The 14,621-nt window shown below is 67.9% G+C and carries 11 protein-coding genes and 1 pseudogene; 4 read left to right on the top strand and 8 right to left on the bottom strand.

Going from position 1 to position 14,621, the window contains the following annotated elements; translation table 11 throughout:
* Positions 1-5 precede the first annotated feature (5 nt).
* Entirely contained in the window at positions 6-2,348 is a 2,343-nt protein-coding gene (locus tag ACFU5V_RS06890; RefSeq protein ID WP_378697891.1) for a pyruvate dehydrogenase, read from the bottom strand.
* Positions 2,349-2,683: 335 nt separating this feature from the next.
* Between ACFU5V_RS06890 and ACFU5V_RS06885 the strand changes: the two are divergent.
* A pseudogene (locus tag ACFU5V_RS06885) lies at positions 2,684-3,756 on the top strand (M48 family metallopeptidase).
* A 3-nt stretch (positions 3,757-3,759) separates the two neighbouring features.
* On the opposite strand, the gene ACFU5V_RS06880 reads toward ACFU5V_RS06885, so the two are convergent.
* A complete protein-coding gene (locus ACFU5V_RS06880; protein WP_378698415.1) occupies positions 3,760-6,123 on the bottom strand; it encodes an arylsulfatase in 2,364 nt (787 codons plus the stop codon).
* A 275-nt stretch (positions 6,124-6,398) separates the two neighbouring features.
* On the opposite strand from ACFU5V_RS06880, the gene ACFU5V_RS06875 reads away from it, so the two are divergent.
* On the top strand, positions 6,399-7,544 hold the full coding sequence (locus ACFU5V_RS06875; RefSeq protein ID WP_378697889.1) for an aromatic acid exporter family protein: 1,146 nt from the start codon (positions 6,399-6,401) through the stop codon (positions 7,542-7,544).
* A gap of 9 nt (positions 7,545-7,553) precedes the next feature.
* On the opposite strand, the gene ACFU5V_RS06870 is transcribed toward ACFU5V_RS06875, so the two are convergent.
* The 6 genes from ACFU5V_RS06870 to pdhA all read right to left on the bottom strand — a co-directional run bounded on the left by ACFU5V_RS06870 (position 7,554) and on the right by pdhA (position 13,307).
* Positions 7,554-7,949 (bottom strand): VOC family protein, encoded by a 396-nt coding sequence (locus ACFU5V_RS06870; RefSeq protein WP_378697887.1) that lies wholly within the window; start codon positions 7,947-7,949, stop codon positions 7,554-7,556.
* Positions 7,950-8,026: 77 nt separating this feature from the next.
* Positions 8,027-8,461 (bottom strand): VOC family protein, encoded by a 435-nt coding sequence (locus ACFU5V_RS06865; protein ID WP_378697885.1) that lies wholly within the window; start codon positions 8,459-8,461, stop codon positions 8,027-8,029.
* 107 nt (positions 8,462-8,568) lie between these two features.
* Complete coding sequence (lpdA, locus tag ACFU5V_RS06860; protein ID WP_378697883.1) at positions 8,569-9,942, bottom strand: dihydrolipoyl dehydrogenase; 1,374 nt, start codon at positions 9,940-9,942, stop codon at positions 8,569-8,571.
* Positions 9,943-11,166, bottom strand: coding sequence for a dihydrolipoamide acetyltransferase family protein (locus tag ACFU5V_RS06855; protein WP_378697881.1), 1,224 nt, complete (start codon positions 11,164-11,166; stop codon positions 9,943-9,945). It lies immediately after the preceding gene.
* Positions 11,163-12,167, bottom strand: coding sequence for an alpha-ketoacid dehydrogenase subunit beta (locus tag ACFU5V_RS06850; protein ID WP_378697879.1), 1,005 nt, complete (start codon positions 12,165-12,167; stop codon positions 11,163-11,165). The genes ACFU5V_RS06855 and ACFU5V_RS06850 overlap by 4 nt, the downstream gene beginning before the upstream one ends.
* 3 nt (positions 12,168-12,170) lie before the next feature.
* Complete coding sequence (gene pdhA / locus ACFU5V_RS06845; protein ID WP_378697877.1) at positions 12,171-13,307, bottom strand: pyruvate dehydrogenase (acetyl-transferring) E1 component subunit alpha; 1,137 nt, start codon at positions 13,305-13,307, stop codon at positions 12,171-12,173.
* 135 nt (positions 13,308-13,442) lie between these two features.
* On the opposite strand from pdhA, the gene ACFU5V_RS06840 reads away from it, so the two are divergent.
* On the top strand, positions 13,443-13,919 hold the full coding sequence (locus ACFU5V_RS06840) for an Lrp/AsnC family transcriptional regulator (protein ID WP_087556093.1): 477 nt from the start codon (positions 13,443-13,445) through the stop codon (positions 13,917-13,919).
* Between the two features lie 21 nt (positions 13,920-13,940).
* Positions 13,941-14,609, top strand: a complete 669-nt coding sequence (locus ACFU5V_RS06835) for an AIM24 family protein (protein WP_378697875.1) — start codon at positions 13,941-13,943, stop codon at positions 14,607-14,609.
* Positions 14,610-14,621 lie beyond the last annotated feature (12 nt).

Raw genomic sequence — 14,621 nt, 5'->3', positions numbered from 1 at the left:
AGCTTTCAGTCGGTGAGGTCGAGGGCGGCGCGGACGATGCTGTCGGTGTCGATGCCGTGGTAGCGGTAGACGTCGTCGAGGGACCCGACCTGCCCGAACCTGCTGACCCCCAGCGCCGCCCCGGCCACCTGGTTGATGCCGGTCAGGAACGCGAGGGTGTGCGGGTGCCCGTCCAGCACGGTCACCATCGGGGCCGCCCGGTCGGCGGGGAACACCTGATCGAGGATCCACGACGGACCGTCGGCGAGGCCGCGGCGGGCTTGGACCGCCTCGAACACCCGTCCCGGGCTGGTGACGCACACGACGTCGGCGGCGATGCCCTGCTCGGCCAACCGGTCTGCCGCGGCGAGGGTTTCGGTGATCACCGCACCCATCCCCACCAACGTCACCACCGGCCGCTCGGCGCGCCGCAGCGTGTAGGCGCCGGCGACCACCTGCCGACGGCGACGCTCCCGCGCCGCCGGATCCGACGGCACCGCGGCGAGGGTTTGATCGACCGGCCGCGTCGACAGCCGCAGATACGACGACGACCCCTCCGGCCGTCCCAACCGGGAAATACTGTCGAGCAAAGTCCACTCCACGTCGATCGCGAACGCCGGCTCGAAACTCACACACCCGGGCTGCTCCAGCCCGATCGACGGCGTCTTGATCGACTGATGCGCCCCACCCTCCGCGGCCAGGGTCACCCCGGACGGGGTGCCGACCAGGATCGACTGCCCACCCGCATAAATCCCATACGACCAGGGCTCGAGCGCCCGTTCGACGAACGGGTCGTACATCACCCCGATCGGGAACAACGGCTGACCCCACCGACTCCACGTCGCCCCCAACTCCCCCATCAACCCGACCAGATTCGTTTCCGCGATGCCGAGCTCCATGTGCTGACCGGTGGGCTTTTCCCGCCAGTGCATGATCGTCTCGGCGTCGTCGTCGAACCAGTTCCGGCGCTCGTTCGGCGACCACACCCCCACCTTGTTCAACCAGCCCGCCAGATTCGTCGTCGACGACACGTCCGGGCTGACCGTCACCACCCGCTTCGCCGCGTCCGGGGCCTGACGCGACAGATCCAGCAACGCCCGGCCCAACGCCGCCTGGGTGGTGGACGTCCCAGAGGGAGTGCGGCCGATGTCGGCGGGCACCGCAGGCGGGGTTGCCAGGTCGATCGGGTCACGCTTGAGCCACTGGGCGACGGCGGCGCAAACCCGACCGGAGGTGCTGTCGGTGTCGAACCGGGACCACGGGTTGGCCGGGTCCATGCCCAGTTCGGCGGCCAGTTGCTCGTACTGCTCGACCGTCAGCAACGACGAATGATTCTGCGGATGGCCCTGCGTCGGCAGGCCGCGGCCCTTGATCGTGTACGCGATGATCACCGTCGGCCGGGTGTCGTCGATCCGCGCATACGCCGCCCGCAGCGCGTCGAGATCGTGCCCACCCAGATTCCGGATCGCCGCCAGCAGGGTGTCGTCCTCCAACTCCGCGATCAGCGAGGCGATCGCCGCGGCGTCGGGGCCGTCGCCGGGCAGCCGCACCCGCACCTGCTCCGCCGTGCAGCGCAGCAGCCGCTGGTATTCCGGGTTGGGCATGTCCAGGATCCGCGACCGCAGCGCCGGACCACCCGGCCGGGTGAACAGCGACTCGAGCAGGGTCCCGAACTTCACGGTGATCACCTGCCACCCCGCCGCCGCAAACATGGATTCGAGCCGGCCGGCGGCGATGTTCGGCACCACCCGGTCCAGGGACTGCCGATTCAGATCGACGATCCACACGATCTCCCCGAGTTCGGCGACCGAGGTGTCCAGGATCGCCTCCCACACCGCGCCCTCGTCCAACTCCGCATCCCCGACCAGCGAGTACTGCCGGCCCGTCCCCGCCGAACCGATCTGAGTGTTCACATACCGGCGGGCGATCGCACCCCAGATCGGGGCGGTCGCACCGATCCCCACCGACCCGGTCGAATAGTCCACCGGATCCGGATCTTTCGCCCGCGACGGATACGACTGCAGGCCACCGAACTCCCGCAACGTCGTCAGATACTTCTCGTCCAACTCCCCCAGCAGGTAGTTGATGCCATGCAACACCGGCGACGCATGCGGTTTCACCGACACCCGGTCACCGGGCCGCAACTGCTCGAACCACAACGACGTCATGATCGACACCATCGACGCACACGACGCCTGATGCCCACCCACCTTCAACCCCGACGGATTCGGCCGAACCCGGTTGGCGTGATGGATCATCGACGTCGCCAACCACAACACCCGCTGCTCGATCTCCACGAGTGCTTCCGGAGTGCTCGTGCGCGGGGCGAGTTGGTTCGTGTGGGCATCGATCGTACGGGCGTCGTTCATGGTGTCGTCCTTGCCTGTGAGTTCCGGGCACCGAATCCGATCCTCCTCGGCCCAGTTCGTGAGCGAGGCGGATCGGCGGTGACGGGCAGGCGGACCTGTGGGAACCGTCCTCACCGCATCGTCGAGGTCTCGAGTGCAGATCTCTCACATCAGTCGACCATCGGAACGCACTTTGAGCAATACCGGTGACCAAACTCGAGCATCCTGCGCATTCACGGAGCGGACGCCGCGGTCGGCGGTTGGCAAAGTGCCCAGCACGACCGTCGTCGCGACCGCCCGGCGCTACCCTGACCGGGAGGGCTGTTCACCGCGCACACCAACTCAGGGGGATCGACTTGACCACCACACCAGACCGCGTTCGCACGGCGTTCCCAGACATCAGTTCGCGGGCGTGGGAGCACCCCGCGGACCGGGCGGCGCTCGTCACCCTGCGCACGCTGAAGGGGTTCGACACCGTCTTCAGGACCATCTCGGGTCTGCTGCAGGAGCGTCAGCACCGGCTGATGTACCTGGCCACGTCGGTGCGCGTCGACGAACGACAGTTCAGCGATCTCCACGACCTCCGCAGCGACTGCGTGCGGATCCTCGGCGCCGACGAGACCCCCGAGCTGTTCGTGCTGCAGACCCCGGTGGTGAATGCCTTCACCATCGGCATGGACCGGCCGTTCATCGTGGTCACCACCGGGTTGCTCGACGTGATGAATTACGAAGAGTCATCGGTCACGAACTCGGGCATGCGCTGTCCGGGCACGCGGTGTACCGCACGATCCTCATGCATCTGATGCGGCTGGCCGGGACCATCGGCTGGATGCCCATCGGCGGGTGGGCGCTGCGCGCGATCATCGCCGCGCTCATGGAATGGCAGCGCAAGTCCGAACTGTCCGGCGACCGTGCCGGATTGTTGTGCGGGCAGGACGTCCACACCGCCCTCCGCGTGCAACTGAAGCTGGCAGGCGGTTCCCGGGTGAGTGAGATCGACACCGACGCCTTCCTGGCCCAGGCCGCGGAGTACGCCGCCAGCGGGGACCTCCGCGACGGCGTCCTCAAGCTCCTCAACATCGAACTGCTCGCCCACCCGTTCTCGGTGCTGCGGGCCGCCGAGTTGAAGAAATGGGTCGACAGCGGCGCCTACGCCGCGATCCTGCGCGGGGAATATCCGCGCCGGCACGAGGACGACGACGCGAAGATCAGCGAAGAGTTCCGCAAGGCCGCGAAGACGTACAAGCAGAATTTCGACGCCTCCCACGACCCGCTGATCCGCATGCTTCGTGAGATCGGCAGCGGACTGGGCTCGACGGTCGACGCCGTCGGTAACGGTGTCGGCGACGTCGCGACCGATATCAAGGAACGCTTCACCCACTGGCGCCGGAACTCCGACGGCAAGAAGGATTCCGGCGGCGACAGCTGACCGTCAGTCGGCCATTGCCTCGGCCAGCTCCTCGACCTCCCGGATGACCGGTTCGGGCACCCGCACCGGTCCGGGGGTGTAGGTGACCGACCGCAGTCGGCCGGTGAACCGGAACGTCCCGCGCCGTTCCCGCAGATCCCACACCACCGGTCCGCGGGCGTCGACGCCCACCGAGATCCCGGTCCACGGCGCCATGCCGACGAGCTGGAACTGGTCGTCGAGGGTGGCGACGTCGGTGGTCACCCCGGCCGCATCGGTGAGCGCGACGGTGAAGTTCCACCGAACGGATTCGGTCGCCTCGGCCCGCACCTGCACAGCCACCACACCCTCGCCCAGGGGCGCCGACGTGTGTGCGACGCGGCCGTAGCTGTTGACCGAGAACACGATCCGGCCGTCCTCGACGTAGAGCACGTAGCCGCCGTGTGGATCGCCGTGCGCGACGAGCACTCCCTCCTCGCCTGCTGCGATCTCGTGGGTGGCGACGTCGATGGTGAAGTCGCGGTACTGGATCAGCACACTGGACCGATACCGTTCCAGCGTGGGTGTGCCCGCGAGGATCTTCACCGGTTCCGCGAGCCGGCGCTCGTCGGGCCGGCGCTGCACGGCCTTGCGGTCGTTGAGGATCGGGAACACGGTGTTGTGCCAGGCCGCGCGATCCCATGCCTCGGCCAGTTCGCGCACCTTCTCGGGGAAGAGGTGTGCGACGTCGGCCGTCTCGGCGGGGTCGGATTCGACGTCGAACAGTTGCCACTGCGGATCGTCGACCCGGGTCGGATCCGTGTGCAGCGACAGCAGTTTCCAGCCGTCCCGATAGAACCCGCGGTGACCGCCGAACTCGGCGTACTGCTCCGTGTGCGGGGTGGGCTGCGTCGCGTCCCGCAGGACGTCGGCGATGCTGACGCCGTCCCGCTCCTGCGCGGGAAGCCCGTTCCGATGGGTCGGCGTCTCGAGCCCGGCGAGATCCAGGAGGGTCGGGGTGATGTCGGTGACGTACGAGTAGTGCTTGCGCAGCCCGGTGTCGCCGTCGGCGCGCCGGAGCCCGGCAGGCCAGGACAACAGGAACGGCACCCGGACACCGCCGGCGAACGTCTGCCCCTTGTAGAACCGGAACGGCGTGTTCGAGGCCTGACCCCAGCCACGCGGATAGTGGACGCCGATCTTCTCCGAGCCGATCAGTTCCTCGTCGTGCGGGACGTCGCGCACCCAGTCGGACGGCACCGGTCCGTGCACGAATTGACTGAAGTACGAACGAGTTCCCACGGCGCCGCCTTCGGCGGTGCCGCCGTTGTCGGAGGTGAACACGATGATGGTGTTGTCGGTTTCGCCGAGTTCGTCGAGGGTGTCGAGGACCCGGCCCACGCTCTGGTCGATGCTGTCGACCATGGCGGCGTAGACCTCCTGGTACCGGGCGAACCGCAACTGCTCCTCTTCGGTGAGCTCGTCCCACCGCGGGGCGTCGTAGCCGGGTTCGGTGTTCCGCTCGGCGATCGGCGTTCCGGGAGGGAAGAACCCGGCCTCGACCTGGGCATCGAACCGGTTGCGTCGCACGGTGTCCCAGCCCTCGGTGTATCGGCCGCGGTACTTCGCGAGATCTTCGGGCTTGGCCTGGTGGGGCCCGTGCATGGCGATGTGCGAGAAGTACAGGAAGAACGGCTTGTCGGCGTCGTGTGCGCGCAGGCTCTTGATGCGGGCGACGGCCTTGTCGGTGATGTCGTCGGTGACGTAGTAGTCCGACGGGTACTCCTCGACGTCGACCACCGAATTGTCGGAGATCAACTCGTTCGGATAGTAGAAGGAATTCAGTCCTTCGAGGGAGCCGTAGTAGCTGTCGAATCCGCGTTGCAGCGGCCAGGAGTCGCGGGTGCGCCCCGGTGCGAGGTTGGTGTCGCGCGCGAGATGCCACTTCCCCACCGCGTGGGTGGCGTACCCGTTCGCGCGGAGGATCTCGGCGAGGCTGAGCGCGTCGTCGGCCAGTTCCATCCGCAGCCCGGGGAAGCCGGGATCGAAGTTCGCGACGCTGCCGTATCCGGCGCGATGCGGGTTCAGCCCGGTGATCAGCGCAGCGCGGGCCGGAGAGCAGACCGAGGTGGTGTGGTAGTTCGACAGCCGGTAGCCGCTGTCGGCGAGCCGGTTGAGGTTGGGAGTGTCGATCTCGGAACCGAACGGCCCGATGTCCGCATAGCCCATGTCGTCGATGAGGATCACCACGATGTTCGGCGCGCCGGCCGGGGCCTTCGTCTCCGGCTTCCACCACGGCGTCGACTCCGCGCTCGTCCGCCCGATGTGTCCGCCGAATCCGTCGTACCCTCGCGCGCCCGACGGGATCTGCTGCCGACCGTCGACACCGCTGGTTCCGTTACTTCCCACCTCGGGCACGCGCACCATCCACTTCGCTCACGGAGAAGGAATTCCCCTCGCATGTGGGGGAATCGTACGGTCGCTCCCGACCCCGGCGAGTGGTTTGAATCACGAAGATTCCAAACCGCGTTCACCCGTTGTGACCTGCATCGCCCGAAACCGGGGGCAGAACGTGATCTGCGCAATGAAAGGGGCCACTTTTACACGCGCGTAAGAATTTCAGGACAGGATTTGCGGTGAACGTGCTCCTGCCCGCGTGTGATCGTCCAGAAAGCTGTACCACTGTGCTCCAGCTCATCTCGATTCTCGGCCTCCTCCGACGTGCCGGCTCCACCGCGTGGCCGTCGCTGCGCACCGCGTTGCTTCGCTTCGCGGGGTACCTGGTGCCGATTGCACAGACGGCGGTGACCGCGGGGGCGGCGTGGTGGGTGTCGGTCGAGGTGGCCGGTCACGAGCAGCCGTTGCTGGCCCCGCTGGCCGCCGTCGTGTGCCTTTCCGTCGCGCGTGGCGCCCGCAGCCGCCGCGCCGGTGAACTCATCGCCGGTGTCACCATCGGAACGATCGTGTCGGACGTCGTCGTGCGGTACATCGGCAACGGCCCGTGGCAGATCTGCCTCGTGGTGGCGGTGGCCATGTCTTTCGCGGTGCTCCTCGACGGTGGTTCGGTGATCGTGCTGCAGTCGGGTTCGTCGGCGGCGTTGGTCGCGGCGATGGCGTCCGCGACCGCAGCGCACCCGTTCGATCGGGTCGTCGATGCGTTGATCGGCGGTGCGCTCAGTCTGGTGGCGTTGTCCGTGTTGCCCACCGACCCCGTGCGACGGACGCGCCGGTGTGCCGCCGCGGTGCTGGACAGCGTGTCCGCGGCCCTCCGGCAGACGTCGAAGGGGCTGGCCGACGGTGATGTCTCCGCGCTGGAGGACGCTCTCGCACTTGCCCGTTCGACGCAGTCGACCATCGACAGCATGCGCGTCGAACTGCGCTCCGGATCCGAGGTGGCACGGATCTCGCCGATTCACTGGCGGGGACGTCGCCGCATCGGCCGGCTCGCGTCGATCGCGGACCCGATCGACAACGCCGCACGCAACACCCGGGTTCTGGTGCGGCGGGCCCTGATCGCCACGTACGACGGCGAGCGGGTGGATCCGCAGTTGGCGGCCGCCGTCGCCGAACTGGCGCACCTCGCCGACCGGATGCGGCTGATGATTCTCGCGACTCCCGCGACGAAGCCCAACGAAATCCAGCTCAGCGACGAACTCGAACGGTTCGCGCGCTCACTGCCGCAGCAGGAGATCTCGGCCGGGTTCTCCGCAGCGGTCGTGTCCGCGCAGGTCCGATCGATCGTGATCGACTTCTTCGAGGTGTGCGGCATCCCGCGCGCCGTCTGCCGGCCGATGCTGCCCCGCCCCGCCCAGTACGCGGGAGCCGCGTAGCCCGGCAGCTCAGGACAGGTCGAGCCGGCACTCCTCAGGCGCGCGGGAGTTGTCGATGACGCAGAACCGGTTGCCCTCGCTGTCCGCCAGCACCACGAAGTCCGAGTCCTCCGGGTACCGGTCCCACGGCACCCGCTGCGCGCCGAGACCGACGAGACGTTCGATCTCGGCGGCCTGATCTTCGCTGTCGCGGGCGTGCAGGTCGAGGTGCAGCCGTGGCTCGGGTTCCGCGTCGTGTTCGCTCTGCTGGATCGCGAGTACCGGTCGGCCGTCGGGCCGCGTCAGGTTGGTGAAGTCGTTGTCGCCGACCGGAGGGCTCGCGGTCAATCCGAGTGCCTCGGTCCAGAACCGGACTGCGCGGTCGACGTCGCGTGCCCCGATCACGGTCGTTCCCAAGATGAGCATGATCCCAACCTATCCGCTGCGCCGGGCCGGGGTGGACGATGCGGGTGTGGAATTCACGGCGGAATCCGACCGCACCGTCAGCCGTCCTCCCCGAACCGCCCGCGGGCCTCGACCGGAATCAGCGGCTTCTCCGCCCGCGCCCTGATCTGCTGGACCGCCCACGTATTGCCGTCGGGATCGGCGAATCCGAAGAACGTTCCCCCGTCGCGCTCGTCGAACACGGTGATCTCACTGACCTCGACACCCCGGTCGAGCAACTCCTGCCGCGCCGCGGTCGCGTCGGCCACCACCAACTGCAATCCTCTCATCGACCCCGGTGCCATCTCCGTGTGCGACGGGAGGTCGCCGATCACGATCGAACACCCCGAACCGGGAGGCGTCAGCTGAACGACGTGCATGTCCTCGTTGGTGGTGTCGTGATCGAGATGAAAACCGAGCTTGTCGCGGTAGAACGCGACGGAACGATCGATGTCACCGACGGGCAGAACGACCACTTCGAGAGTCCAGTCCATGATGCGAATTCCTCCGTAGCTGGGTGGTGTACCTGGGAGCGAAACTGCTCCGCATCAGATAGTGGCACCGTTCCGCTTCGCGTGGTGGCGCATCGACGACGCCGCGCTCAGCCGTGCGTGTGGAGCGGCTTCCCCGACAACGCGAGCATCGCCTCCCCCAGCGCCTCGTTCTGTGTGGGGTGCGCGTGGACGAACGGCGCCACGTCGGTGGGCAGAGCCTCCCAGGCGACGGTCAGCTGGGCCTCGCCGATGAGTTCGCCGACGCGGTCGCCGACCATGTGCACGCCCACCACCGGTCCGGTGTCGCCGGACCGGACGACCTTGATCCCGCCCGACGTTCGCAGGATCTGGCTCTTGCCGTTGCCTGCGAGGTCGTACACCACTGACGTCGCGTCGCCGTGCCGTTCGCGGGCGGCGTCCTCGGTGAGGCCGACGGACGCGACCTCCGGATGTGAGTACGTCACCCGCGGAACGAGATCCTCGGCCACGGGAACCGGGGCGAGCCCGGCGATCTCTTCGGCGACGAAGATACCCTGCTGGAAACCGCGGTGCGCCAACTGAAGTCCGGCCACGATGTCCCCGACGGCATACACGCCGTCGACGGGGGTGCGCAGCCGGTCGTCGGTGACGACGAACCCGCGGTCCAAGGTGATGCCGTGTTCGGCGAATCCGCAGTCTCCGGTGCGCGGCCCCCGCCCCACCGCGACGAGCATTATGTCCGCCTCCAGGGTGTCGCCACCCGCGAGTTCCACGAGGACGCCGTCCGCCGTTTCCTTCGCCGCGGCGACCGTGACGCCCGTACGAGTGGAGATCCCGCGCTTGCGGAACGCGCGTTCGAGTTGCGTCGAGCACCACGGATCCTCCGCCGCGACCAGGCACGGCAGTGCCTCGACGATGGTTACGCCCGTGCCGAACGACGCCCAGACACTGGCAAACTCGACACCGATCACGCCGCCGCCGAGGACGATGGCCGTCTCCGGGACGAACCCGAGATTCAGTGCCTGATCGCTGGTGACGATGCGCTCACCGAGCTCGATGGACGGAACGGTCCGGGCGTAGGAGCCGGTGGCGAGCACCACCGACGTCCCGGTGTACCGGGTGCCGTCCACCTCGATCGTCCTGTCTCCGAGATACTTTCCGTGCCCGTGCACGACGGACACTCGGTGGTGGGCGACCAGGCCCTGCAGCCCCTTGTGCAACCGGTCGATCGTGCCGTTCTTGTACCGGTGCACCGCGTCGATGTCGATGCCGTCGAACGTCGTTCGCACGCCGAACTCCGCACCGGTCCGCGCGGTGTCGGCGATCTCGGCGGAATGGAGCAGCGCCTTGGTCGGGATGCAGCCGCGGTGCAGGCAGGTTCCGCCGATCTTGTCCGCCTCGATCAACGTGACCGACAGCCCGAGCTGCGCGGCGCGGAAGGCGCACGCGTAGCCGCCGGAACCGCCACCGAGGATCAGGACGTCGCTGTGGTTCGCGGTCACTTACACCCTCCCCAGCACGGTGATCGGATTCTCGATGAAGTCGGCGAACGATCGCAGGAATCCGCCGGCGACACCGCCGTCACACACCCGGTGATCGAAACTCAGCGACACCTGCATCACCTTCCGGACGGCCAACTGCCCGTCCACGACCCACGGTTTGTCGACGATACGACCGACGCCGAGGATCGCGGCCTCGGGATGGTTGATGATCGGGGTGGAACCGTCCACACCGAACACGCCGTAGTTGTTGAGGGTGAACGTGCCCCCGGTCAGCCGCGACGGCGGGAGCGTCCCCTCGCGGGCCAGCGCCGTGGTGTCCCGCAGGTGCCGGGCGAGGTCGACGGTGGTGAGCGAGTCGGCCCGCTCGATCACCGGGACGACGAGACCGCGCGGGGTTTGCGCCGCGATGCCGAGATGGACGTGACCGTATTGGACGATCTCGCCCCGGTCGGTGTCGACGGTCGAGTTCAGTTCCGGGTAGCTCGCCAGCGCCGCGAGGGCCAGGCGCGCGAGCAGGGCCATCAGACCGACCTTGTCGTCTTCGGGCAGTGCGGCGTTGATCGTGCGGCGCGCCTGCACGAGCTCGGTGGCATCCACGTCCACCCACGTCGTCGCGTCCGGAATTTCGCGGCGGCTCGTCGACAGTTTGTCGGCGACGGCCTTGCGCAGGCCCTTGATCGGGATCCGCTGCGCGTCGCCGACGTCGGGTGTCGTGGCGAGCGCCCGCTCGACGTCGGCGCGGTTGATCACGCCACCGGGACCACTGCCCGGCAGCCGCGACAGGTCGAGGTCGTTCCGCCGCGCGAGGTTGCGGACGACCGGCGAGATGACCCGCGTCGCAGAAGCCGTGGGGGCCTGCGCGACTTCGCGGTTCGCGGCGACACGACGCCGGCGCCGACCGGTGTCCTCACTGGTGCCGTACCCGATCAGCACGTTGCCCGAGCCGGCCCTTTCTTCCTCGCGGTACTGCTCGTGCGCGGCAGGCGTTTTGCTCACGGTGATCAGCGGGGTGCCGACCTTCAGTGTCGAGCCTTCGTCGCCGTGCAGGGAGATCACCGTGCCCTCGAACGGAATCGGTACCTCGACCGCGGCTTTGGCGGTCTCGACCTCGACGACCACCTGGTCGACGGTGACGGTGTCGCCGACCCGGACTCGCCATTCGGCGATGTCGGCCTCGGTGAGTCCCTCCCCGAGGTCGGGGAGCAGGAAGACCTGGCCGCTCATGCTGTCACCGCCCATCGGGTGTCGGCGGAATCGTTCCACTGCAAGCGGTCGACGCTGTCGAGGACGCGGTCGACGTTCGGCAGGTGCAGGCGTTCGAGTTTCGGCGCCGGGTACGGGATGTCGAATCCGCTGACCCGCAACACCGGGGCATGCAGGTGATGGAAGCAGCGTTCCTGGACGCGGGCGGCGATCTCGGCGCCGACACCGGCGAAACCCTGTGCCTCCTGAATGACGATGCACCGCCCGGTCTTCCGGACCGACGCCATCACCGTCTCGTCGTCGAACGGCACGATCGACCGCAGGTCGATCACCTCGAGGTCGTGCCCTTCCGCCTCGGCGGCCTCGGCGGTGTCGAGTGCGACGGTCACCGACGGACCGTAGGCGACGAGGGTCGCGTCCCGTCCCGGACGTCGGACGGCGGCCTTCCCGATCGGCGCGCCCACCGCGAGATCGACGTCGGCGCGGGAGAAGTACAGCCGTTTCGGCTCGAGGAAGATCACCGGGTCCGGGTCGTCGATCGCCGCCCGCAGCAGGGTGTAGGCGTCCTCGACGGTGGAAGGGGCCACCACCTTCAGTCCGGGGGTGTGCGCGTAGTAGCCCTCGCTGGAATCGCAGTGGTGCTCGACGCCGCCGATTCCGCCGGCGAACGGGATGCGGATGACGATCGGCGCCGACAGCGCGCCCTTCGTGCGGTTCCGGATCTTCGCGACGTGCGAGACGATCTGCTCGAACGCCGGGTACGCGAACGCGTCGAACTGCATCTCGACGACCGGCTTGAACCCGGCCATCGCCATGCCGATGGCGAAGCCGATGATGCCGGATTCGGCGAGCGGGGTGTCGAAGCAGCGGTCGTCGCCGAAGTCGCGGGTCAGCCCGTCGGTGACGCGGAAGACGCCGCCGAGGGTGCCGACGTCCTCACCGAAGACGACGACGCTCTCGTCCGCGGTGAGCGCGTCACGCAGCGCGGTGTTCAGGGCCTGAGCCATGGTGAGTGTGGGCATGATTCAGTGCTCCTCGGATTCGGCGGCCAGTTCGGCCTGCACCTGGGCCTGCTGTTCGCGCAACTGTGGGGTGGGTTCGGCGAAGACGTGCCGGAACAGATCGAGCGGGTCGTGGGGACGGTCGACGTTCATTCCGGCGCGCAGGGCCGCGGCGGCGGTGTCGGCCTCGGCGGTCACGGCCTCGACGGATTTGTCGTCGAGCAGGTTCCGGCTGCGCAGGTACGTCTCCAGCCGGGTCAGCGGGTCGCGTCCGAGCCACTGCTCCACCTCGGACGAATCGCGGTAGCGGGTGGCGTCGTCGGCATTGGTGTGCGCGTCGATCCGGTAGGTGTGGGCCTCGACGATCACCGGTCCGTTGCCGGCCCGGACGAAGTTCGCTGCCTCGTCCATCACGGCCAGCATCGCGACCGGGTCGTTGCCGTCGACCTGCTCGCTGCCGATTCCGTAGCCGACGCCCTTGTGCGCCAGCGTGGGCGCCGCGCTCTGCCGGGCGAGCGGCACACTGATCGCGAATCCGTTGTTCTGCACCAGGAACACCACCGGGGCCTGGAACACGGCCGCGAAGTTGAGGGCCTCGTGGAAGTCGCCCTCACTGGTCGCGCCGTCGCCGCAGAACGCGAGCGCGACGGTGTCGTTTCCCTTGCGGTGTTCGCCGTACGCCACACCGGTGGCGTGCAGCAACTGGGTGGCCAGCGGGGTGCACTGGGGTGCACTGCGATGGGCGGCGGGGTCGTAGCCGCAGTGCCAGTCGCCGGCGAGCATGCTGAGAATTTCGACCGGGTCGATGCCGCGGGCGGCGAGCGCCACCGAGTCGCGGTAGGTGGGGAACATCCAATCGGTCGGTCGCAGGCTCATCGCCGCCGCGATCTGGCAGGCCTCTTGACCCCGCGAAGACGGATACACCGCGAGCCGGCCTTGCTTGGTCAGGGCCGTCGCCTGCTGATCGAAGCGCTTGCCCAGCACCATGTTCCGGTGCATCTCCACCAGACGGTCGTCGCCCGGCCTCGGGTACCGGGCCTCGCTCTCCGTGAGCGCGCCGGCCGAATCCAGATACTGCACCGCAGTGTCGGCGGGAAGGAACTTCCGATACGGCCTCGCCAGGGGCGGCTCTACGAGCGTCACGACTACCTCCAGATGCATTGTGTTCGTCAATGCTCGCAACTGAACGACCTATCGACAACGACTGGGCAGAATCAGAGACGAATGGCCTAGAATCGGCCAATCGGGGGCAGAACGTCTCACCGGAGCGTGAGCGACCACAGCAGGGATGGACAGATGGCCGAGGGCACAGCGGACACGTACGAACTCGACGCGATCGACCGACGCATCATCAAGGAACTCGTCGCCGACAGCCGCATCTCGATGCGCGCGCTGGCGGAGAAGGCCCACATCTCCCGCGCCCACGCGTACGTCCGCATCGAACGGTTGCAGGAAGCCGGGATCATCGAGGGCTTCACCACCCGCATCTCGCACTCCAAGGCGGGGCTGGGCTCGTCCGCGTTCATCGCCCTGTCGATCAGGCAGGACTCGTGGCGGGGAATCTCCACCCAACTGCGGACATTGCCGTTCGTCGAGCACTTCTCGTTACTGGGCGGCGATTTCGACGTTCTCGTCCTCGTCCGCGCACCGGACAACAGCGCACTGCGTCACGTCGTCCTCGAACGATTGCAGAGCCTCGAAGGTGTGCAGGCGACCAAGACGTGGCTGATTTTCGAGGAAGCCAGCGGGCCCGGACCGGAATGGGTTCGTTGACGCGGCGGATACGATCGGAGCATGCGCAGCGACCTGATGAAGAACGCGGAACGCAATGGAGAACCGGGCACCTTCGTGCTCCAGAATCCCCGAATGCTCAAGGTGGACTTGACCGGAACCGGTGGCCACTTCTTCGCCCGGCAGGGCGCGATGGTCGCGTACCAGGGTGACGTCGACTTCTCGTACGAGGGCAGCGGCGGCGTCGGGAAATTCTTCAAGAAGGCGCTCACCGGTGAGGGCATGTCGCTGATGAAGGTGTCCGGTAGCGGTGACGTGTTCCTCGCCCGCGACGCCGACGAGATCTTCCTGCTCGAACTCGAGGACGAGTCGGTGACCGTCAACGGTTCCAACGTCCTCGCGTTCGACAGTTCCCTGAGATGGGACATCCACCGCGTCGAGGGCGCGTCGATGCTCAGCGGCGGACTGTTCAACACCACGTTCACCGGGAGCGGTGTCCTCGCCGTCACCGTCTACGGCACCCCCGTCGTCCTCAACGTCGACACCCCCACCTACGTCGACATGCAGAGTGCGGTGCTGTGGTCGACCGGCCTGCACTCGACGATCCGCAAGACCGCGAAGATGGCCGCCGCGATCGGCCGCGGGTCCGGTGAGGCGTACCAGCTGTGCCTCACCGGAAGCGGCGTCGTCGTCGTGCAGGCGTCGGAGGGGCACCCGGTTCCCAAGGCGTGACCGCGCGGGTGC

Source organism: Rhodococcus sp. NPDC057529 (assembly GCF_042802055.1).
In the GTDB taxonomy this organism is placed as follows: domain Bacteria; phylum Actinomycetota; class Actinomycetes; order Mycobacteriales; family Mycobacteriaceae; genus Rhodococcus_F.
The sequence above is the reverse complement of the archived record's forward strand: the minus strand, read 5'-3'. Positions and strand labels throughout refer to the sequence as shown.